Annotated in this window: 17 protein-coding genes; 14 read left to right on the top strand and 3 right to left on the bottom strand. The window is 62.0% G+C overall.

The window, feature by feature from the left end:
• The first annotated feature begins 5 nt into the window (after nucleotides 1-5).
• From JL39_RS09370 to glmM, 7 genes are all read left to right on the top strand, one after another.
• Nucleotides 6-1169, top strand: a complete 1164-nt coding sequence (locus JL39_RS09370; protein ID WP_037149009.1) for a hypothetical protein — start codon at nucleotides 6-8, stop codon at nucleotides 1167-1169.
• 14 nt (nucleotides 1170-1183) lie between these two features.
• The gene (gene tolB / locus JL39_RS09375; protein ID WP_037149011.1) at nucleotides 1184-2491 is read left to right on the top strand and encodes a Tol-Pal system beta propeller repeat protein TolB; all 1308 of its coding nucleotides are present in this window, start codon (nucleotides 1184-1186) and stop codon (nucleotides 2489-2491) included.
• Between the two features lie 184 nt (nucleotides 2492-2675).
• Nucleotides 2676-3185, top strand: coding sequence for a peptidoglycan-associated lipoprotein Pal (gene pal / locus JL39_RS09380; protein ID WP_037149017.1), 510 nt, complete (start codon nucleotides 2676-2678; stop codon nucleotides 3183-3185).
• Between the two features lie 178 nt (nucleotides 3186-3363).
• Complete coding sequence (ybgF, locus tag JL39_RS09385) at nucleotides 3364-4398, top strand: tol-pal system protein YbgF (protein ID WP_037149019.1); 1035 nt, start codon at nucleotides 3364-3366, stop codon at nucleotides 4396-4398.
• A 10-nt stretch (nucleotides 4399-4408) separates the two neighbouring features.
• Nucleotides 4409-5791, top strand: coding sequence for a tRNA lysidine(34) synthetase TilS (gene tilS, locus JL39_RS09390; protein ID WP_037149021.1), 1383 nt, complete (start codon nucleotides 4409-4411; stop codon nucleotides 5789-5791).
• Between the two features lie 109 nt (nucleotides 5792-5900).
• The gene (ftsH, locus tag JL39_RS09395; protein WP_037149022.1) at nucleotides 5901-7838 is read left to right on the top strand and encodes an ATP-dependent zinc metalloprotease FtsH; all 1938 of its coding nucleotides are present in this window, start codon (nucleotides 5901-5903) and stop codon (nucleotides 7836-7838) included.
• A 287-nt stretch (nucleotides 7839-8125) separates the two neighbouring features.
• Nucleotides 8126-9481 (top strand): phosphoglucosamine mutase, encoded by a 1356-nt coding sequence (glmM, locus tag JL39_RS09400; RefSeq protein WP_037149024.1) that lies wholly within the window; start codon nucleotides 8126-8128, stop codon nucleotides 9479-9481.
• Between the two features lie 48 nt (nucleotides 9482-9529).
• On the opposite strand, the gene JL39_RS32105 is transcribed toward glmM, so the two are convergent.
• Entirely contained in the window at nucleotides 9530-9688 is a 159-nt protein-coding gene (locus tag JL39_RS32105) for a hypothetical protein (RefSeq protein WP_200883933.1), read from the bottom strand.
• A 235-nt stretch (nucleotides 9689-9923) separates the two neighbouring features.
• On the opposite strand from JL39_RS32105, the gene JL39_RS09405 reads away from it, so the two are divergent.
• The 4 genes from JL39_RS09405 (at nucleotide 9924) to serA (ending at nucleotide 15094) form a co-directional block, all read left to right on the top strand.
• The gene (locus JL39_RS09405; RefSeq protein ID WP_037149028.1) at nucleotides 9924-10763 is read left to right on the top strand and encodes an outer membrane protein; all 840 of its coding nucleotides are present in this window, start codon (nucleotides 9924-9926) and stop codon (nucleotides 10761-10763) included.
• A gap of 83 nt (nucleotides 10764-10846) precedes the next feature.
• Nucleotides 10847-12097 (top strand): GNAT family N-acetyltransferase, encoded by a 1251-nt coding sequence (locus tag JL39_RS09410; protein ID WP_052182785.1) that lies wholly within the window; start codon nucleotides 10847-10849, stop codon nucleotides 12095-12097.
• A gap of 142 nt (nucleotides 12098-12239) precedes the next feature.
• Nucleotides 12240-13418, top strand: coding sequence for a phosphoserine transaminase (locus JL39_RS09415; protein WP_037149030.1), 1179 nt, complete (start codon nucleotides 12240-12242; stop codon nucleotides 13416-13418).
• Nucleotides 13419-13498: 80 nt separating this feature from the next.
• Nucleotides 13499-15094, top strand: coding sequence for a phosphoglycerate dehydrogenase (gene serA / locus JL39_RS09420; RefSeq protein WP_037149032.1), 1596 nt, complete (start codon nucleotides 13499-13501; stop codon nucleotides 15092-15094).
• A 52-nt stretch (nucleotides 15095-15146) separates the two neighbouring features.
• Here the strand turns inward: serA and JL39_RS09425 are convergent, their stop codons facing one another.
• Nucleotides 15147-15593: a DUF305 domain-containing protein gene (locus JL39_RS09425; protein ID WP_037149042.1), complete on the bottom strand. Its 447-nt coding sequence runs from the start codon at nucleotides 15591-15593 to the stop codon at nucleotides 15147-15149.
• 259 nt (nucleotides 15594-15852) lie between these two features.
• Here JL39_RS09425 and JL39_RS09430 point away from each other — a divergent pair, with 259 nt between their 5' ends.
• Complete coding sequence (locus tag JL39_RS09430) at nucleotides 15853-16884, top strand: Tim44 domain-containing protein (RefSeq protein WP_037149045.1); 1032 nt, start codon at nucleotides 15853-15855, stop codon at nucleotides 16882-16884.
• Here the strand turns inward: JL39_RS09430 and JL39_RS09435 are convergent.
• Complete coding sequence (locus JL39_RS09435; protein ID WP_037149048.1) at nucleotides 16881-17300, bottom strand: DUF1810 domain-containing protein; 420 nt, start codon at nucleotides 17298-17300, stop codon at nucleotides 16881-16883. The genes JL39_RS09430 and JL39_RS09435 overlap by 4 nt on opposite strands.
• A gap of 118 nt (nucleotides 17301-17418) precedes the next feature.
• Here JL39_RS09435 and JL39_RS09440 point away from each other — a divergent pair, with 118 nt between their 5' ends.
• Both JL39_RS09440 and mnmA read left to right on the top strand, forming a co-directional pair.
• On the top strand, nucleotides 17419-18534 hold the full coding sequence (locus tag JL39_RS09440; RefSeq protein ID WP_037149051.1) for a mechanosensitive ion channel domain-containing protein: 1116 nt from the start codon (nucleotides 17419-17421) through the stop codon (nucleotides 18532-18534).
• Nucleotides 18535-19700: 1166 nt separating this feature from the next.
• A complete protein-coding gene (gene mnmA / locus JL39_RS09445) occupies nucleotides 19701-20897 on the top strand; it encodes a tRNA 2-thiouridine(34) synthase MnmA (protein WP_037149055.1) in 1197 nt (398 codons plus the stop codon).
• Nucleotides 20898-21016 lie beyond the last annotated feature (119 nt).

Consider the following 21016-nt stretch of genomic DNA (forward strand, 5'->3'; position numbering starts at 1 on the left):
GCGCCATGAGAGGTAGTCTCGGCACATCGCTGGTTCTCCACACACTGGTGCTCGGTTATGCGCTGGTGTCCATCAGCGCGCCGGCCTCCTTCGAGGTGGCCGACGTGGAAGCTTTGCCTGTCGATATCATTCCGGTCGAGTCGATCACCCAGATCCAGCAGGGTGACAAGAAGGCGCCCGTTGCCGAAAAGGCCGCGCCGAAGCCGACGACCAAGCCGAACATCGTCGAGAATGCCGAAAATGCCGGCGACAACGATATCGATCTGAAGACGCCGCCGACGCCCGCCAAGAAGCCGGTGCCGACGGAGGCGGCCGCTGCGCCGAAGCCGGCCGAGAAGCCGGTGCCGACCCCGACCCCCGAACAGAACGAGGTCAAGGACATCGTACCGGAGGAGACGGCACCGAAGCCGGCCGAGGTTGCCGCCCTGCCGGAACCAAAGCCCGAGGTGACGCCGCCGCAGCCCCAACCCGAACCGGCGCCGCAGCCCCAGCCGACACCCGCACCCGCCGAAACCCAGGCGGAAGAGATCCCGCTGCCGGACGCCGTGCCGATCCCCGCCGCCAAGCCGCGGCCGGAACCGCCGAAGGAAGAGGCCAAGCCCGTCGAGAAGCCTGCCGAAAAGCCGGCCGAGAAAAAGCCTGAGACGCCGAAGCCGGCGGAGACCGCAAAGGCTGCCGAGAAGCCGACCGACAAGAAGGAAGGCAAGAAGCAGGAGACCGCCAAGTCTTCTTCCTCGAAGGAGAGCGACTTCAACGCAGATCAGATTGCCGCACTGCTCAACAAGCAGGAGGCATCCGGCGGCGGCGCGAAACGTTCCAGCGCACCGGCGGCCATGGGCGGAAAGAAGGATACGGGCGGCTCCAAGCTCAGTCAGAGCGAAATGGATGCATTGCGCGGCCAGATCGAGAACAACTGGTCCGTCATCGCCGGCATCGAAGGGGCGGAGGGCGTGATCATCACCGTCACCATGAAACTGGACGAAACCGGTGCGATTGTCGGGCGACCGGAAGTGACGGCCAGGGGCGGCTCCGACGGCGCCCGCCGCACGCTCGAAGGCAGCGCGCTTCGTGCGGTCATGCGCTCGTCGCCCTTCAGGAACCTGCCCGCCGACAAATACGACGCCTGGAGCGAAGTCGTCGTTAACTTCGACCCAAGCGAATTGCTTTGAAAGGCTCTGATATCATGATGAAACGTTCTTTCATCCGCCTCGTGATCGCGCTTGCCGGCATGGCCGTGATGTTTGCCGCGCCGGCCGAGGCGCGCGTGGAAATCAACATCAACAAGGGCAATGTCGAACCGCTGCCGATCGCGATTACGGATTTCCTGTCGAACAACGAACTGGGGCCGCAGATTTCCCAGGTCGTTGCCGCCGACCTGAAGCGTTCCGGCCTTTTTGCGCCGATCGACAGACAGGCCTTCATCGAGAAGATTGCCGACCCGAACCGTGCACCGCGCTTCGAGGACTGGAAGGTCATCAATGCCCAGGCGCTGGTGACGGGCCGCGTGACCCGCGAAGGCGACGGGCGGCTTCGCGCCGAGTTCCGTCTCTGGGACACCTTCGCCGGCCAGCAGATGACCGGACAGCAGTTCTACACCCAGCCGGAGAACTGGCGCCGGGTCGCCCACATCATTGCCGACGCGATCTACAAGCAGATCACGGGCGAGGAGGGCTATTTCGACACCCGCGTCGTGTTCGTCTCGGAGAGCGGCCCCAAGACGGCCCGCCAGCGCCAGCTCGCGATCATGGACCAGGACGGGTTCAACGTCCGCACACTCACCGATGCCAGGAACATCGTGCTGACGCCGCGCTTCTCGCCGAGCCGCCAGGAAGTCACCTACATGTCCTTCGAAGGCAACCAGCCACGCGTCTACCTGCTCCAGCTCGAGACGGGACAGCGCGAGGTGGTCGGCAACTTCCCCGGCATGACGTTCTCGCCGCGCTTCTCGCCGGATGGCCAGAAGGTCATCATGAGCCTGCAGCAGGAAGGCAATTCCAACATCTATACGATGGATCTTCGCTCGCGCACCACGACGCGGCTGACCTCGACCCAGGCGATCGACACGTCGCCGTCCTATTCGCCGGATGGCACGCGCATAGCGTTTGAAAGCGACCGCGGCGGAAGGCCGCAGATCTATGTGATGAATGCCGACGGTTCGGGCCAGACCCGCATTTCGTTCGGCGACGGCTCTTATTCCACGCCGGTCTGGTCGCCCCGCGGAGATCTGATCGCCTTCACCAAGCAGTCGGGCGGCAAGTTCTCGATCGGCGTGATGAAGACGGATGGTTCGGGCGAACGCATCCTGACGACCGGCTTCCACAACGAGGGCCCGACCTGGGCGCCGAACGGCCGCGTCCTGATGTTCTTCCGCCAGGCGGCGGGCTCGGGCGGTCCGCAGCTCTATTCGATCGACCTGACCGGCTACAACGAACAGCTCATCAAGACCCCCTCCTATGCGTCCGACCCGGCCTGGTCTCCGCTTCTGGAGTAGGACCGATGAACACAAAGGAGGCGGCTTGTCGCCTCTTTTGCGCCCGAATCTACTGAGAAACGACCTAATAAGGGGCGCGGTAACATTTCGTTAACCATAAGTGTTTGGTCATGGTTAACCGAGCCCGGTTAGAGTCTGGCAACTCTGAAATTTCGGAATTGATTGATCTAAGGAGAGACCGGCCATGAGCCGCATGCAGAATCTCGCTCGCAACCCTGCCGTCATTGCGCTCACGCTCGCACTCGCGCTCGCCGGCTGCGCCAACAAGAAGAACCTGCCGAACAGCGCCGGTGAACTCGGGCTTGGCGGCGCCGGGGCTGCGACGCCCGGCTCGAGCCAGGATTTCACCGTCAATGTCGGCGACCGCATCTTCTTCGACACCGACAGTTCCTCGATCCGCGCCGACGCCCAGCAGACGCTCGACCGTCAGGCCCAGTGGCTGCAGCGCTATCCGAACTATGCAATTACCGTCGAAGGCCATGCCGACGAACGGGGCACGCGCGAATACAACCTCGCCCTCGGCGCCCGCCGCGCCGCGGCCACCAGGGAATATCTCGCTTCCCGCGGCGTTCCGGCCAACCGCATGAAGACCATTTCGTACGGCAAGGAGCGCCCGGTCGCCGTCTGCGACGACATTTCCTGCTGGTCGCAGAACCGCCGCGCCGTCACGGTTCTCGGTGGCGCCGGTTCGTAACTGAGGCCACGGGTCCCCGGAATAAAAGGCGGCTATCCAGGCCGCCTTTTTGCTTTTTCCATAGTTTGGCCCTGATTTCAGGGATTTTTGAACGTGACCTTGGTTGCTTTTTGGCGTCAGTTGGAAAAATCTCCTGCTGCGCCAATCCGGTGCACACGAAAGAGCAGGACGGACACCTATGAAGAAACTTGTCTTGGCAGCGATGCTGGGGCTGATGGCGACGAGCGCTTCTGCGGGGGCTTTCTCGCTGCCGAAACTTTTCCGGGGTGATCAGGCTGCGGCGGAACGATCTCAGGCTCATCAGCCGCCGGTGGTTCTTGCGCAGAGCGCTGATGCCGTTCGTATCCAGCAACTCCAGGAAGAGGTCCGCCAGTTGAACGGCCGGATCGAGGAAATGAGTTATCAGCTTCTGCAGATGCAGGAGCAACTGCGCAAGACGCAGGAAGACAACGAATTCCGCTTCCAGGATCTGGAGAAGAACAAGCGTAGTGAAATCGATACCACGGCCGGGAGACCGGCCGTGGCGTCCAATCGTGCTCCAGGACAAACCGCGCCCTCCGCCCAGCCTTCCGACGATGTCGCCAGGATCATCGAATCACCGTCCGAAGGCGAAATCGGACAGGATCAGGCCGCTGACGGCCGGATGGCGCCGCCGCCGACCACGCTTGGCTCCATCGAGCTCGATCAGAACGGCAATCCGCAGGGCGCCTCGCGCAACGACCGGGTCAACAACGCCGCCGGCCTTCCAGGCGTGGATCTCGGCTCGCAGGCTCCCGGCAAGGCTGCGGCGCGCGCGAAGACCGATCCGCAACAGACGGCCGCCCTCGGCAGCGAGAGCGACGCCTATCAGATCGCCTACAATCACATCCTTACCGGCGACTACTCTCTCGCCGAGCAGGAGTTCTCCGGCTATATCCAGTCCTATCCGAGGAGCACGCGCCTCGCGGACGCCAATTTCTGGCTGGGCGAAGCACAGTATTCGCAGGAAAAATACAACGAAGCCGCCAAGACCTTCCTCAACGCGCACCAGAGTTACGGCAAGTCGCCGAAGGCTCCGGAAATGCTCCTGAAGCTCGGCATGTCGCTTGCCGCCCTCGACAATACCGAGACCGCCTGCGCGACGCTCCGCGAAGTCGCCAAGCGTTATCCGTCCGCCTCCAAGGCGGTGCTTTCCAAGGTCGGCAGCGAACAGAAGCGCTTGCGCTGCGGCTGACGGCGTCCTCGTGACTGCCTCCGCCTCAAACCTGCCGCCTGTCGAAGCGATCCAGCGGCTCCTTGACGTTATTACGAAACCGGCGCGCCTTCTCGTCGCCATTTCCGGCGGCAGCGATTCCACCGGCCTGCTCGTCGCTCTTTCGAAAGCCAATTCTCCCGGTTCCGGCATCTCGCTCTTCGCGGCGACCGTCGACCATGCCCTGAGGCCTGAATCTGCAGAAGAGGCGCGCGCCGTGGCTGCCCTTTGCAGCAGGCTCGGCATTCCACATGTCATCCGCCGCTGGGAGGGCGAGAAGCCGGATACGGGCCTTTCCGCCGCGTCCCGCGAGGCGCGCTATCGCCTCCTGGTGGAGATCGCCGACGAGCTCGATGCCACCGCCATCCTCACCGGCCACACGCTCGACGACCAGGCGGAAACGGTTGCCATGCGCGCTGCCAGGAGCGGCAGAGAAGACAATCTCGGCCTTGCCGGCATGGCGGAGGCGGTGCTTCTCGAACGACGCCGCTGGCTTCTGAGACCTTTCCTCAAAACCCGACGTGCCGATATCCGCGCTTTCCTGACCAATGAAGGGGAGAGTTGGATCGACGATCCCAGCAATCTCAATCCGCATTACGAGCGGGTGAGGGTGCGCGGAAAGCTCGCGGCTGAAGGCTCGTTCGACGCGGCAGCACTCACCCGGGCTGTCAAGCGGCGGACGGCGTTGTCCGATGCGGCGGCCCGTCTCGTTCACGATCATGTGACGATCCGTCTTGGCGTGCTGGCCCATCTTGCTCCGACGGGCCTTGCGGGCGACGGCGCCGTGCGCCGCCACGCCTTGTCGCTGCTTTCGGCGGTGCTCGGGGGGAGGGCACATGCCTTGCGCGGCGAGAGCACGAATAGGGTGATGGCCTTTCTCGACAGCGGCCGGCCCGGACGCATCACCGCCGGACGAGTGATCTTCGACCTTCGCCGCGACGGGCTTTATCTTGCTCGCGAAAACCGAGGTCTCATGCCGCTTGTCGTCGCACCCGGCGGGATCGCGGTATGGGATGGCCGATACCGGATCGCCAACGGCAGCGCCGCCGAGATCATCATCGGCCCGACCGCTCCGGATCGGGAGGAGGCGCGTGCCCTCTTTCCGGATGCGCCGCCGGCAATCGCCATGCGGGCTATGAGCGTGATGCCGTGGGTTGAGGCGAACTCCTTCTCCCCGCTGGAAAGAGGAAGGAGTTTGCCGATCGCGTTGAGCCAGCCGCCCACCGCCGGCCAAATTCACATCATGCCAACCCTTGCCCCCTTCGACCGCTTTTTGCCGCAGTTTGACCTTAATCTCGCAAGCGAGTTTGCTGTTTTGCTCGGATGCGACGTTTTTCCCCCGCTGCCGATTAAGGATTCCGCGCGGAAAAGCTAGGCGGCGGCTCCGGTTCTCCTTGGCAAGGACGTGCCGCAACCCTATGTTAAGCGGCAAGTAAGGCGGTCGCCTCGAAAAAAAAGCGGGCCGTCACAGTCCGGGGAGTTCAATGAACCCAAACTTTCGTAATATCGCCCTCTGGGTCATCATAGCCCTTTTGCTGGTCGCATTGTTCAGCATGTTCCAGACGGCGCCGACGCAGACCAACTCGCGTGAGATTCCCTATTCGCAATTCCTGCGTGACGTGGATTCGGGGCGGGTCAGGGATGTCGTCGTCACAGGCAACCGGGTGCTCGGCACCTATACGGAAAGCGGCTCTGGATTTCAGACCTACTCGCCCGTCATCGACGATACCTTGATGGAGCGGCTGCAGTCCAAGAATGTCACCATCGTGGCCCGCCCGGAAACGGACGGGTCTTCCGGTTTCCTGAGCTATCTCGGCACCCTTTTGCCGATGCTTCTGATCCTCGGTGTCTGGCTGTTCTTCATGCGGCAGATGCAGGGTGGCTCGCGCGGCGCGATGGGCTTCGGCAAGTCCAAGGCCAAGCTTTTGACCGAAGCACACGGGCGCGTGACGTTTGAAGACGTCGCCGGCGTCGACGAGGCCAAGCAGGACCTCGAAGAGATCGTCGAATTCCTGCGCGATCCGCAGAAATTCCAGCGGCTCGGCGGCCGCATCCCGCGCGGCGTGCTGCTTGTCGGCCCGCCCGGTACGGGTAAGACGCTGCTCGCCCGCGCGATTGCCGGCGAAGCCAACGTGCCCTTCTTCACCATTTCCGGTTCGGACTTCGTCGAAATGTTCGTCGGCGTCGGTGCCTCCCGTGTGCGCGACATGTTCGAGCAGGCCAAGAAGAATGCGCCCTGCATCATCTTCATCGACGAAATCGATGCGGTGGGTCGTCATCGCGGCGCCGGCCTCGGCGGCGGCAATGACGAGCGCGAACAGACCCTCAACCAGCTCCTCGTCGAGATGGACGGTTTCGAGGCGAACGAAGGCATCATCCTGATCGCCGCGACCAACCGTCCCGACGTTCTCGACCCGGCGCTTCTGCGTCCCGGCCGCTTCGACCGCCAGGTCGTCGTTCCGAACCCGGACATCGTCGGCCGCGAGCGCATCCTCAAGGTTCATGCCCGCAACGTTCCGCTGGCGCCGAATGTCGACCTCAAGGTGCTGGCGCGCGGCACGCCCGGCTTCTCCGGTGCCGACCTCATGAACCTCGTCAACGAGGCGGCCCTGATGGCGGCCCGGCGCAACAAGCGCCTTGTCACCATGCAGGAGTTCGAGGACGCCAAGGACAAGATCATGATGGGTGCGGAGCGCCGCTCCTCGGCCATGACCGAGGCGGAGAAGAAGCTCACCGCCTATCACGAGGCCGGCCATGCGATCACCGCGCTGAACGTCCCTGTCGCCGACCCTCTCCACAAGGCGACGATCATTCCGCGCGGCCGTGCGCTCGGCATGGTGATGCAGCTTCCCGAAGGCGATCGCTATTCGATGAGCTACAAGTGGATGGTGTCGCGCCTTGTCATCATGATGGGCGGACGCGTCGCCGAGGAAATCACCTTCGGCAAGGAAAACATCACCTCGGGTGCCTCGTCCGACATCGAGCAGGCCACCAAGCTTGCCCGCGCCATGGTCACGCAATGGGGCTTTTCCGACGTGCTCGGCCAGGTCGCCTATGGCGAGAACCAGCAGGAAGTCTTCCTCGGCCATTCGGTGTCGCAGTCGAAGAATGTGTCGGAATCGACCGCCCAGAAGATCGACACCGAAGTGCGTCGCCTGATCGACGAGGCCTATACAGAGGCCCGCCGCATCATCACCGAGAAGCACGACGAGTTCGTGGCTCTCGCCGAAGGCCTGCTCGAATACGAGACGCTGTCGGGCGAGGAGATCAAGGCACTGCTCAAAGGGCATAAGCCGTCACGCGATCTCGGCGACGACGCGCCGCCCGCCCGTGGTTCGGCAGTGCCGAGCACCGGCGGTTCCAAAAAGGACGAGCCGAAGGGCGGCGAGCCTGAAAGCGGTCTCGAACCCCAGCCGCACTGAGCCATTCAAACATAACTCAAAACCGCCGCAGAGCGATCCGCGGCGGTTTTTGTTTGACTGTCTATCTCCCCGGCTATCTCAATGAGTGACGGGCCTTAGCCTTATTGGTAACGGGATATAAGCGATTTTGACGCTAATTTATGTGCTTATTCATGCGATCTATGGCATGAGCCGACCATGAGGCCGGCCCGGCCGTCGAGAGGATCGCGGGTCCGATCCCTGCCAGGACTTCGCCCGGGATCGCGCCAGGACCGCGCGATGTGAGGCGCGATGACGAAGGAGTTTACATGACACGCCGCTATTTCGGCACCGATGGTATTCGCGGACAGTCCAACGTCTTTCCGATGACGCCCGATCTTGCGATGCGGGTCGGCATTGCCGTCGGCACGATCTTCCGCAATGGCAATCATCGCCACCGGGTGGTGATCGGCAAGGATACGCGTCTTTCCGGCTACATGCTGGAGAATGCGATGGTGGCGGGCTTCACCGCCGCAGGCCTCGATGTCTTTCTGCTCGGACCGATCCCGACGCCGGCGGTCGCCATGCTCACCCGTTCCCTGCGCGCCGATGTCGGCGTGATGATCTCCGCCTCCCACAATCCCTATCAGGACAACGGCATCAAGCTCTTCGGTCCGGATGGCTACAAGCTCTCCGACGAGATCGAGATGCAAATCGAGGATCTGCTCGACAAGGACATGCATGCTCAGCTCGCCAAGCCCGGCGATATCGGCCGCGCGAAACGCGTCGAGGGCGATATCTACCGCTATATCGAGCATGTGAAGCGCACGCTGCCGCGCGATGTCACGCTGCACGGCCTGCGCGTTGCGATCGATTGCGCCAATGGTGCGGCCTACAAGGTGGCGCCGCTCGCGCTCTGGGAGCTCGGGGCCGAGGTGGTGACGATCGGCAACGAGCCGAACGGCACGAATATCAACCTCGACTGCGGTTCGACCAGCCCGGAAAATTTGCAGAAGAAGGTCCATGAAGTGCGCGCCGATATCGGCATTGCGCTCGACGGCGATGCTGACCGCGTCATCATCGTTGATGAGTGTGGCGAGATCGTCGACGGCGACCAGTTGATGGCGGTGATTGCCGAGAGCTGGGCCGAGGACGAGAAGCTGAGGGGCGGCGGCGTTGTCGCAACCGTCATGTCCAATCTCGGACTGGAACGGTTCCTTCAGAAGAAGGGCCTCGACCTCCACCGCACCAAGGTGGGCGACCGTTACGTCGTGGAACACATGCGCCACAATGACTTCAACGTCGGCGGCGAACAGTCCGGCCATATCGTTCTTTCGGATTTCGGCACGACCGGCGACGGTCTGGTCGCCGCGCTGCAGATCCTGGCGCGGGTCAAGCGTCTTGGACGGCCGGTCAGCGAGATCTGCCGTCGTTTCGAGCCTGTGCCGCAGCTTCTGAAGAACGTCCGCTTCCAGGGGGGCAAGCCGCTGGAGGATAACGCCGTGCGTCAGGCGATCGCCGATGCGGAGGCCGAGCTTGCTTCGCATGGTCGCCTCGTGATCCGTCCCTCCGGCACCGAACCTCTGATCCGCGTGATGGCGGAAGGAGACGATCGGGCGCAGATCGAACGCATCGTCGACGGCCTTGTCGGTGCCATAGCCAGCGCCCGCAGCGCTGCGGCCTGAACGCGTCTTGCGCACATAAGGCTTGGGCTTGCTTGAACGCGGCGCGCCTCAGGGCTGCGCCGCGCCTGTCAGCGAAAAATAGATGAAGGCCGCCGCGAAGAAGGCGGCGATGCCGAGCGCGATCAGCAGGCGCTTGAGCCATGGCGGCGTTTGCCGTGGTGGCTTCGGTTTTGGCGGACGCTGGAACTTGATGACATTGTCTGGCATGTCGCCTTCCTTAAACGTCGCGGAAGCTTTTGCCAATGGAAGCCGTGCAGCGCCATGGTTAACTTGGTCAAAGCCAAGCTTTCGTCTGCGGCCCTGACTGAAATTAAGGAAAACATGCGGTAAACAAGCATGGTTAAGCGGCGCTTAACCTTTCTTCTTCATCATCTTTCGCGGATCAACCCGTTGGCTGCGCGCTCCGCCAGCCATACGCGATACGAGCTTTGGAGATGAAGCCATGAAAAAGTGCTTGACCAGCGCATTCGTGCTGGCGCTGACGGTGAGCACCGCCAATTCTGCAGATCTTTATCAGCCGCAACCCGAGCCGATCATGGATGCTCCGGAAGTAACCGTGCAGGAAGCCAGCGGGTGGTATCTGCGCGGCGATGTCGGCTATTCCTTCAACGACATACGCGGGGCGAATTACTATCAGGGCTCCAATTCCACGCTGACGAATTTCGACCACACGTCGCTGAAAGACAGTTTCCTGCTGGGGGCAGGTGTCGGCTACCAGATCAACAACCACCTGCGCACTGACGTGACTTTCGACTACCTCACCTCGGCGGATTTCCGCGGCGGCACGTCGGGTGTCTGCGGTGATGGTGTCGGCAACCCGTTCGTTGCATGCTCCTCCAGCGACAAATCCTACATGCACGCCTATTCGCTGATGGCCAACGTCTATGTGGACCTCGGCACTTACGGCTACATCACGCCCTATGTCGGCGGCGGTATCGGCGGTGCCTACGTCAAGTGGGGCAAGCTCCGCAACACGATCTGCGACGATCCCTATGCCGCCGGCTGCTATACCAGCGAACACGAAGGCCAGAAGAGCTGGCGCTTCACCTATGCTCTCATGGCGGGCGCGGCCATCGACATCACCTGCAACCTCAAGGCCGATATCGGCTATCGCTACCGCCACATCATGGGCGGGGACATGTTCGGCTACAATCTCGGCGGCGGTCCCGGCGATGACAAGGGCTTCGACATGCATGAGGCCCGCATCGGCGCACGCTACACGTTCGGTGGCTGCGACGTCCCGCCCTACGAGCCCCCGCCGGAGCCGATCGTTTACAAGTGAGTTTCAGATATCCGAAAGTAAAAGCCGCCTTCCGGGCGGCTTTTGCGTTTGAGGCGACAGATGAAGCGTCGTCGAAATTAACGATGTATCCGGTTTCGGGTTCAAAACTCGGGCCTGAGCCGCTATCGAATGCCGGGACATTCCAAAAAGGCTTGCAGATGGTGCTGGTGTTCAAGATCTCCGTCTTTGACGACCTCGACGACGTCTCGCAGGACTGGCCGCAGGGCGCAACGGCCGGGAACGGCGCACGCTTTCACCCTTTCCAGAGCGTCGCGTTTCTCAAGGTGTGGCTTTCGAGTCTCGGACGAACCGGCCGCCGCAGCCTGCATTTCGTGGAAGTGCGCGACGCTGCCGGCCGCCCGGTCATCTTCATCCCTCTTTGCATCAGCTTGTCGAAGGGGGCGAGAATCCTTGAATTCATCGATGCCGATGCGGCCGATTACAACGCACCGGTGCTGTTTCCGACGCCGATCGCCTGGTCACGCGAGACGGCGGAGGAGCTTTGGCGGGCCGTCACGGACGCCTTGCCGCCCTTCGATGTCGTGATGTTCAGCAAGATGCCGGGCGATATCGACGGCATCGTCAATCCGCTCGGCCTTATCGGCGATCGTCCGAACGGAGTTTCCTGTCACGGCAATGACCTGCGCCGGCCCTGGGCGGAGATCGAGGCGGGGATACCGCAACGCAAGACATTGATGCGCAAGATCCGCAACCTGGAAAAGATCGCGCCGCTTTCCTTCGGGATCGCGGCGGACGAGGCGGAACGCCGCCAGGCGACGTTGGCCTTCATGCGCCAGAAACAGTGGCGGTTCGAGCAGACCCGCGTTCCCGGTTTCGACGTCGATGCCGGAAAGCGCGACTTCTTCGACAGGGGCACCGAACTCTTCGCCCGCGAAGGCATGCTCCGGCTCTTCTACCTGAAGTCGGGAGAGGAAATCATCGCGACCATCTGGGGTCTTGTGGCCGGCCGGCGCTACTATGCAATCATGCTGTCCTTCGAGGCGGGCGCCTGGGCGAAATATTCGCCCGGCAGCGTGCTTTATTGCCGCACGCTCGAATGGCTCTGCGAAAACGGCTTCGAATGGCTGGATCTCGGTATCGGCGATGAGGCCTGGAAGCTCGAAAGCTGCGAGACGACCTTTCCCCTGACGGCCCGGGAGCAACCCGTTACACTGCGTGGCCGGATCTTCCTCATGCGACGCCGTGTCGCCGCGGGTATTCGCTCCACCGCCATCTGGCAGGCGGTGAGACCCCTGAAATGGGTCATCCTGCGGCGTTTGCGGCAGGCGAACGTCGCCTTTCTCGGATGGATGTATTTCCCGGTGATCTGCTGATCTCGCCGTATCGGGCGGCGCCTGCGGCAGAAATTTATCCAGGAGCGACATCGCCCGCTTGACTGTGAAAGCGGACAGGAATATCCACGGCGGCGGGACACTCCTCCCCAACGAGGAGCCATCTATCTGGAAGGATAGCATCATGGCGGATACCGCAAAGCCGGACGTACGTCCGAACAATACCCATTTCTCTTCTGGCCCTTGCTCGAAGCGCCCCGGTTGGTCGCTCGAAGCGCTCGCTGATGCCCCGCTCGGTCGTTCGCACCGCGCCAAAGTCGGCAAGACGAAACTGAAGCAGGCCATCGATCTTACCCGCGAAATCCTGAACGTGCCGGCGGATTACCGCATCGGCATCGTGCCGGCTTCCGATACCGGCGCCGTCGAGATGGCGCTCTGGTCGCTGCTCGGCGAACGCGGCGTCGACATGCTCGCCTGGGAAAGCTTTGGCGCCGGCTGGGTCACCGACGTCGTCAAGCAGCTGAAGCTCAAGGACGTCCGCAAGTTCGAAGCCGATTACGGCCTGCTGCCGAACCTGGCGGAAGTCGATTTCGACCGCGACGTGGTCTTTACCTGGAACGGCACGACCTCGGGCGTGCGCGTTCCGAACGCGGATTTCATCCCCGCCGACCGCAAGGGCCTGACGATCTGCGACGCCACTTCGGCGGCCTTCGCGCAGGACATGGACTTTACCAAGCTCGACGTCGTCACCTTCTCCTGGCAGAAGGTCCTGGGCGGCGAGGGCGGTCACGGCATGCTGATCCTTTCCCCGCGCGCCGTTGAGCGTCTCGAGACCTACACGCCCGCGTGGCCGCTGCCGAAGATTTTCCGCATGACCAAGGGCGGCAAGCTGATCGAAGGCATCTTCACCGGCGAGACGATCAACACGCCGTCGATGCTCTGCGTCGAGGACTATATCGATGCGCTTCTCTGGGCGAAGCAGGTCGGCGGCCTCAAGGCGCTGATCGCCCGCGCCGATCGGAACGCCAAGGTCATCTTCGATTTCTGCGCCGCGAACTCCTGGCTTCAGAACCTCGCAGTTGATCCGGCGACGCGGTCCAATACGTCCGTCTGCCTGAAGATCGTCGACCCCGAAATCTTGGCGCTCGATGACGATGCGCAGGCCGCATTCGCCAAGGGGATCGCCGCGATCCTCGAAAAGGAAGGCGTCGCCCTCGACATCGGCGCCTATCGCGACGCGCCGTCGGGCCTGCGCATCTGGGCGGGCGCCACGATCGACGAGGCCGACATGAAGGCCCTGATGCCGTGGCTCGCTTACGCCTTCAATACTCAGAAGGCCGCGCTCGCCAAGGCTGCCGCGTAAACGATCGCGCTTCGGCTCCGCTTTTCGAGGCGGAGCCCGCTTCCTCATCCAAGACAGAACCCTTTTCAAGGAGCCCAGACATGGCACCTCGCGTTCTCGTATCCGACGAATTGTCGGAAACCGCCGTCCAGATTTTCCGCGATCGCGGCGTCGAAGTCGATTTCCAGCCGAAACTCGGCAAGGACAAGGATAAGCTTGCCGAGATCATCGGCAATTACGACGGCCTTGCCATCCGTTCCGCCACCAAGGCGACGGAGAAGCTGATCGCGGCTGCGACCAACCTCAAGGTCATCGGGCGCGCCGGCATCGGTGTCGACAACGTCGATATCCCGGCCGCTTCTCGCCGCGGCATCATCGTCATGAATACGCCTTTCGGCAACTCGATCACCACGGCCGAGCATGCCATCGCGCTGATGTTCGCCGTCGCCCGCCAGCTTCCGGCTGCCGATAGTTCGACGCAGGCCGGCAAGTGGGAGAAGTCCCGCTTCATGGGGGTCGAGATCACCGGCAAGACGCTCGGCGTCATCGGCGCCGGCAATATCGGCTCGATCGTCTGCAAGAAGGCGATCGGCCTTGGCATGCATGTTCTCGCCTATGACCCGTTCCTCTCGAAGGAACGCGCCGAGGAAATGGGCGTCACCAAGGTCGAACTCGATGAGTTGCTCGCCAAGGCCGACTTCATCACGCTGCATGTGCCGATGACCGACAAGACGCGCGGCATCCTGAACAAGGAAGCCCTTGCCAAGACGAAGAAGGGTGTCCGCATCATCAACTGCGCCCGCGGCGGCCTAGTCGATGAGGCAGCGCTTGCCGAAGCCATCAAGTCCGGCCATGTCGCCGGCGCCGGCTTCGACGTCTTCGAGGTGGAGCCCGCCACCGAGAGCCCGCTTTTCGGCCTCGACAATGTCGTCTGCACGCCGCATCTCGGCGCCTCCACGACGGAAGCGCAGGAAAACGTCGCTCTGCAGGTGGCCGAGCAGATGTCGGACTATCTCGTCAAGGGTGCTGTCTCGAACGCCATCAACATGCCGTCGATCACGGCCGAGGAAGCACCGATCCTGAAGCCCTTCATCAAGCTCGCCGACGTGCTCGGTTCGTTTGCGGGGCAGGTGACGGAAAACCCGATCAAGGAAATCGAAATCCTTTACGACGGCATCACCGCGACGATGAACACGAAGGCGCTGACCTCCGCGCTGCTCGCCGGCCTGATCCGCAACCAGGTTTCCGACGTCAACATGGTTTCGGCGCCGATCATGATCAAGGAAAAGGGCATCATCCTGTCCGAGGTCAAGCGCGACAAGACGGGTGTCTACGACGGCTATATCAAGCTCACCGTCACCACCGAGAAGCAGACCCGTTCGGTCGCCGGCACCGTCTTCTCGGACGGCAAGCCGCGCTTCATCCAGATCAAGGGCATCAACATGGATGCCGAAGTCGGCCAGCACATGATCTATATCGCCAACACGGACGTGCCCGGCATGATCGGCTTCATGGGGACCACGCTTGGTGACGCCGGCGTCAACATCGCCAACTTCCAGCTCGGCCGCGACAAGGAAGGCGGCGACGCGATCGCGCTGCTTTATGTCGACGGCCCGGTGGCCCCGGAAGTCCTGGAGAAGCTCACCGCCAATCCGGCGATCCGGCAGGCCAAGCCGCTGGTCTTCAACATCGACTGAAGGTCATCCTCCCAAGGATAGTGCAAGAAGCCCGGCGCGTTTCGTGCCGGGCTTACTGTTTCTGCAGATCGGCAATCAGGCCCTTCATCTCATCGATCTCCCGTCGCTGCGTCTCGATGATGTCATCGGCGAGCTGGCGCACGCGCGGATCGGAAATATTGGCCCGGGAACTTGTCAGGATGGCGATCGAGTGATGAGGGATCATCGCCTTCATATAGGAGACGTCGTCCACGGTCGTCTGGCTGCGGACGAGAAAAAGAGCTGCCGCGAAAACGATTACACTCCCTATGAAAATGGCGATATTGGCCATCCGGTTCGTATACATCTGCAGCATGAAGGCGAGCATGATGATCGCCATGACGGCGCCCATCACGAGGGCCATGTAGGCGCGTGTTTCGCTGAAGAAGACATGATCCAACTGGTAGGTGTTGAGATACATCAGACCGAACATGACGACGGTCGATATCGCGATCATCGTAAAAAAGCGCGCATAGTGCATGGATGAAAACCTTTCTTGATGCCTGTGGCGGGAACAGGGGCGGGGGATGATTGTTCCAGTCACGCAAAGGCCGGATGTAATTCGAGCTTACCCAACGTTTCCGGAATCCCTTATAGGTTGTATTTTTGAGGCTTGCCTCTCGTTTCTTCGTCCATTATCTACTTCAGCGCGAAAAGCGACGAGGCCCTCTAAAATCGAAAAGGGTGCATCGCTATATAATCCGGGAATGCCGCATCCATGCGGTTATGAGGAGAAAGAGATGTTATCCAAGCTTCGGCGATTCCAGAAACTGTTCGCGGTCCTTGCGATCGGCATGGCGGTTTCGCTGACCGCCGTCGACATGGCCGAGGCGCGTCGCGCCGGCGGTTTCAGCGGCTTCGGCAGCCGCGGCACGCGCACCTATTCTGCTCCGCCGGTCACCCGCACGGCGCCGGCACCGGCGACCGGCATTGAACGCTCCATGACCCCGAACACGCAGCAGAACGCCACGCGTCCGCAGACCGGCCTCGGTCAGCAGACGGCCCAGCAGCCTCGCCGCGGTCTCTTCGGTGGCCTGGCAGGCGGACTTTTCGGCGGGCTCTTGCTCGGCGGTTTGTTCGGCATGCTGATGGGCACCGGCTTCGGCGGTGGCTTCGGCTTCCTCGGCATGTTGCTGCAGATCGCGCTGATCGGCGGGCTTGCCATGCTGGCTTTCCGCATGTTCGGCCGCCGGCAGCAGCCGGCCGGTCCGGCCGGGGGCTACGGCCAAGAGCGCAACGCTTACGAGACGTCGCATCAGAACACGTCGTCCTCCTTCCAGATCCCGAAGATCGGTTCTCTGGGCGGCGGCGGTACGGCTACCGGTTACAGCTCTGCACCCCGTCAGGCTGGGCCTGAAACCGACGAGATCGGCATCACCAACCGCGACCTCGACCAGTTCGAGAAAATGCTGGCGGACGTGCAGGCGGCTTACGCTGCCGAGGACTATGCGAAGCTGCGCAATCTCACCACGCCGGAAGCCATGTCCTACCTGGCTGAGGAGCTTGGAGAGAACGCGACCAGCGGCCGCAGGAACGAGGTGAAGGACGTGAAGCTCCTGCAGGGCGACCTTGCAGAAGCGTGGCGTGAGAACGGCCAGGAATATGCGACCGTGGCCATGCGCTATTCGAGCATCGACTTTATGCGTGATCGCGATAGCGGCGCGGTGACTGAAGGTGATCCGGACAACGCCACGGAGACCGTGGAGATCTGGACCTTTGTCCGCAAACCCGCCAACGACTGGAAGGTCTCGGCGATCCAGGTCGCGGCCTAGGCGCGCAACAGCGCGATGGTCTTTTCGTCGCGCTCACCGGGATAGAACTGCTCAAGGGCTCTCTCGAAAGGGGAGCCCTTTTCGCTGACCGTTTCGAACAATGTCATTGAACTTTTGAACTTCATGTCGTCCGGCGAGCCGAGGATCGCGTGGGCCGAGAGATCCTTGTGGGCAAGCATCGCCTCGGTGCATTCAAGCAGCCGGCGTCCGAGCAGCGGATGGCGGAGATAGGCCAGGGCTTCTTCCTTCGAGCCGATCGCGAAACGCTGCGACATGATCGAGAAGCCAAGCCCGGCGACCTGCGGGAAGATGTACCACATCCAGTGAGTGTCTTTCCTGCCGTTCCGCAATTCGTCGATCACCCGGTCATAGACAGGCGCCTGCGCATCGACAAAGCGCATGAGATCGAATTCCATCGCATTCTCCTCCGCCCTGTTTTTCGTGCCTTGGTCGCCCCACGCCATCAGGCCCGCCAAACATGATATTTTTGCGGCCACTCTTTTCTATGCTGCATCGCACTCTAGGTCATGACCTATGGAGCACTTCATTCAGGAATTCCGCAGCGACACGGCCTGGCTGCCGGACTGGTTCGTCAGCATCGGTGTGCTCGTGGTCGCCTTCCTTATCGGCTTGGCCATTCAACGCTTCGGCTTCCGCTTCCTGACGCGGCTCGTCGCGAACCGGGATCTCTTCTGGCGCTCGCTCGTCTCCCGCACGCGGCGGCCCATGCGGCTTGCGATCCTGACCTGGACGCTGTCCTTCGGCGCGACCGTTGCGCCTCTCACCGGCAATCAGGCGTCGGTGATCCGCCATATCCTGCTGCTTTGCTTCATCGTCGTGGTCGGCTGGATGGCGAAGATCGCTCTGCATGTCTGGACGGTCGTTTATCTGCGCCGCTTCAAGCTCGACGCCGAAGACAACCTGCTTGCCCGGGCGCATGTCACCCAGTCACGCATCATGGAGCGCATCTTGAGCTTCATGATCGTGGCGATCACCATCGCCGCCACGCTGATGACCTTCCCGGCGGTGCAGCAATACGGCGTCAGCCTGCTTGCATCCGCCGGTGTCGCGGGTATTGTGCTCGGCCTGGCGCTTCAGCCGGTGCTGAAAAATATCTTTGCCGGCATCCAGCTTGCGATCACCCAGCCGATCCGGATCGACGACGCGCTGATCGTCGAAGGGGAGTGGGGCAATGTCGAGGAGATTACCTCCACCTATGTGGTGATGAAATTGTGGGACTGGCGGCGGATGATCCTGCCGCTCAGCTATTTCATCGAACAGCCTTTCCAGAACTGGACGCGCGAGGGGGCGGCGCTGATCGGCACGGTGATGATCTACCTCGATTATTCCGTGCCGGTGGACGTCATCCGAAAGAAGGTGGAGGAGATCGCGGCCGCCTCGAAACTCTGGGACAAGAGGGTCGTTGCGGTGCAGGTGACGGACTTCAGGGAAAACGTCATGGAGATCCGCATCCTCGCCTCCGCTTCCAACGCGCCCAGGACCTTCGACCTGCGCTGCGAAATGCGCGAGAAGCTGATCGACTTCATCCAGCGGGAATATCCGTCGGCATTGCCGCGGGTCAGGGCGGAGGGGGCGACCAACGGCGCGGTCGTTGGCGAGGCGGCGCAGCCCAGGACGCTTCAGTCATGATGGAGCGGCAGGCTACATTTCTTGTTGAACTTCGGTGTGCAACCGAATGCGAATTAACATTTGTTAGCTAGGGTGAATTAGCGTTTGTTGTCGCAGATCAAAGAAGCTAGCTTGCGAATCGGGAAGGGCAGGCTTGAGATTTAATGATGTCGGCATTCGAAAATCTGTTGCCTCTCATCTTTTTCTTTTTGGCTGTCTATCTCTTTTTCCGCTGGGTCGTCCGCGACATGAACCGGTCTTCGGATCGGTGAGGGTGAAGAGCGGTTGGGCGAAACCCGAGCAATCGATCCAATGAATCGATTGCAGTTCTGAACGCCCGGCGCCAAAGCGACGGGCTGTTCCGTGCCGCCCCCCTCTGCCCTGCCGGGCATCTCCCCTACAAGGGGGGAGATTGACTGGACGCGCCGGCTTCCTCAAACAACAAGTGCCGCTATCCGACACATCGTCGGCTTGGTGGGAAGGCCATGCCGCTTGTGATCTCCCCACCTGTGGGGGAGATGCCCGGCAGGGCAGAGGGGGGGATGGTGAGGCAAATCAAGGCCTTGGAAGAAATCGGCAGGAAAAATCACTTCCGTTCATCCCCGCCCTCTCAACTCACGCCTACAATCTCCCCGTTCCGTTTCGGCTACACCGGTTACGCATCGCCGGCGAGATGGGACCGGTGCCCTTTCGGTCTGCCGTTGATGCAGGCGGGCCATCAGGGGCTGCGCAGAAAATGGTTCCCCTCCCGTCTTCAGGCGGGGCGTGCGTGTGTCGCACACAACCCGGTATGGCATCCGCAAGGACGTAAGACCATATCGCCGCAGAGGAACCGGAGTTGCGCGGAAAAACACACCGAACGGGACACGTCGGGTGTCACCCATAAAAACTTAAATCGAGGCACACGACGTGTCCCGGCCGATTGAAAAAGACGCAACGTACCAAGGGAGGAGTCTGTCCGCTCGTCATCCGGTCACAGGTTCAGTCCGGGGGAAGGCGAAATGCGATCCGAGGGCAGGACCGAAACCATGCCAAAGCCGCCGAAATACCCATCCTCCTTGCGCCGGCCACAAATCCTTTCTATATCCGGCAAGAATAGCCCGGCTTGCGGCCGATCCCGCGCCGGGCCCCGACTTCCCGCCCTTCCTGACATGGACCGGCGGCCCGATATACCGAGAGAGTTACCCGTGAATACGCTGGATTTTGACAAGAGGCCGGAAGACACACGCGTTGTCGTTGCCATGTCGGGGGGCGTGGATTCCTCCGTCGTCGCCGGTCTGCTCAAACGCCAGGGCTATGACGTGCTCGGCATCACGCTGCAGCTCTACGATCACGGTGCGGCCGTGCATCGCGCGGGTTCCTGCTGTGCAGGCCAGGATATCGACGATGCGCGTCGGGTTTCCGAAACGCTCGGCATTCCGCATTACGTGCTTGATTACGAAAAGCGGTTCCGCGAGACGGTGATCAATCCGTTCGCCGAAGCCTATGCGATGGGCGAAACGCCGATCCCCTGCGTTGCCTGCAACCAGACGGTCAAGTTCGCCGATCTTCTGGCGACGGCGCGGGAGCTTGGCGCGGATGCGCTTGCGACCGGCCATTACATCCGTTCGCGCCGCAATCCGACAGCGGACAATCCGAACCGCCGCGCGCTGTTCCGCCCGGTAGACAGCGACCGCGACCAGAGCTGGTTCCTGTTCGCCACCACCCAGGAGCAGATCGACTACCTGCGCTTCCCGCTCGGCGGCATGTCCAAGGCGGAGGTGAGGGCGCTGGCCGAAGACATGGGCCTCGTCGTCGCGAAGAAAGCCGACAGCCAGGACATCTGTTTCGTGCCGCAGGGCAAGTATGCCGACATCATCAGCAAGGTGAAGCCGAATGCGGCGCTTGCCGGCGATATCGTGCACATGGACGGCCGTGTGCTCGGGCGCCACGAAGGCATCGTGCATTACACGGTCGGCCAGCGTAAAGGGCTCGGAGTGGCCACAGGCGAACCGCTCTATGTCGTCTATCTCGATGCCCGCTCGCGTCGCGTGATCGTCGGCCCGAAGGAGGCGCTGGATACGCATCGCGTCTATCTGCGCAACGTCAACTGGATCGGCGACGGCGCGCTCGATGAAGATGCCCGCGACGGCTTTGCGTGCTTTGCCAAGGTCCGTTCGACTCGTCCGCCGACGCCGGCCACCGTCCATTGCGACGACCGCGGCGCCTATGTCGACCTGATGATGGGCGAGGCGGGCGTGGCACCGGGCCAGGCCTGCGTCCTCTATTCTGCGGAAGGGCCGGATGCACGCGTCTATGGCGGCGGTTTCATCGAACGTTCGGAACGCGCGGCTGCGGCTGAAGCGTCTCTCCAGGCGCTGCTTTCCGCCCCTGTCGCGGCCTGATCCGGCGCTTTCCGGCGGTCTTTAAAATAGCCGCCGGATTTGCCAAAACCGCGCTTGACACTTTGGTGACGGGCGACTTATAAGCCGCACGACCAAAGCGGACCGGACTTTCGGAACAC

The organism is Rhizobium sp. YS-1r (assembly GCF_000757525.1).
GTDB lineage: Bacteria > Pseudomonadota > Alphaproteobacteria > Rhizobiales > Rhizobiaceae > Neorhizobium > Neorhizobium petrolearium.

What these genes read in the sequence shown, in the direction of transcription:
- JL39_RS09370 (WP_037149009.1), top strand. Translation starts at nt 6, where the DNA reads ATGAGAGGTAGTCTCGGCACATCGCTGGTTCTCCACACACTGGTGCTC.
- JL39_RS09435 (WP_037149048.1), bottom strand. Translation starts at nt 17,300, where the DNA reads ATGGAATTCGATCTCATGCGCTTTGTCGATGCGCAGGCGCCTGTCTAT.
- ybgF (WP_037149019.1), top strand. Translation starts at nt 3,364, where the DNA reads ATGAAGAAACTTGTCTTGGCAGCGATGCTGGGGCTGATGGCGACGAGC.
- JL39_RS09430 (WP_037149045.1), top strand. Translation starts at nt 15,853, where the DNA reads ATGTTATCCAAGCTTCGGCGATTCCAGAAACTGTTCGCGGTCCTTGCG.
- JL39_RS32105 (WP_200883933.1), bottom strand. Translation starts at nt 9,688, where the DNA reads ATGCCAGACAATGTCATCAAGTTCCAGCGTCCGCCAAAACCGAAGCCA.
- serA (WP_037149032.1), top strand. Translation starts at nt 13,499, where the DNA reads ATGGCACCTCGCGTTCTCGTATCCGACGAATTGTCGGAAACCGCCGTC.
- pal (WP_037149017.1), top strand. Translation starts at nt 2,676, where the DNA reads ATGAGCCGCATGCAGAATCTCGCTCGCAACCCTGCCGTCATTGCGCTC.
- JL39_RS09410 (WP_052182785.1), top strand. Translation starts at nt 10,847, where the DNA reads ATGTATCCGGTTTCGGGTTCAAAACTCGGGCCTGAGCCGCTATCGAAT.
- JL39_RS09415 (WP_037149030.1), top strand. Translation starts at nt 12,240, where the DNA reads ATGGCGGATACCGCAAAGCCGGACGTACGTCCGAACAATACCCATTTC.
- ftsH (WP_037149022.1), top strand. Translation starts at nt 5,901, where the DNA reads ATGAACCCAAACTTTCGTAATATCGCCCTCTGGGTCATCATAGCCCTT.
- JL39_RS09425 (WP_037149042.1), bottom strand. Translation starts at nt 15,593, where the DNA reads ATGCACTATGCGCGCTTTTTTACGATGATCGCGATATCGACCGTCGTC.
- JL39_RS09440 (WP_037149051.1), top strand. Translation starts at nt 17,419, where the DNA reads ATGGAGCACTTCATTCAGGAATTCCGCAGCGACACGGCCTGGCTGCCG.
- JL39_RS09405 (WP_037149028.1), top strand. Translation starts at nt 9,924, where the DNA reads ATGAAAAAGTGCTTGACCAGCGCATTCGTGCTGGCGCTGACGGTGAGC.
- glmM (WP_037149024.1), top strand. Translation starts at nt 8,126, where the DNA reads ATGACACGCCGCTATTTCGGCACCGATGGTATTCGCGGACAGTCCAAC.
- tolB (WP_037149011.1), top strand. Translation starts at nt 1,184, where the DNA reads ATGATGAAACGTTCTTTCATCCGCCTCGTGATCGCGCTTGCCGGCATG.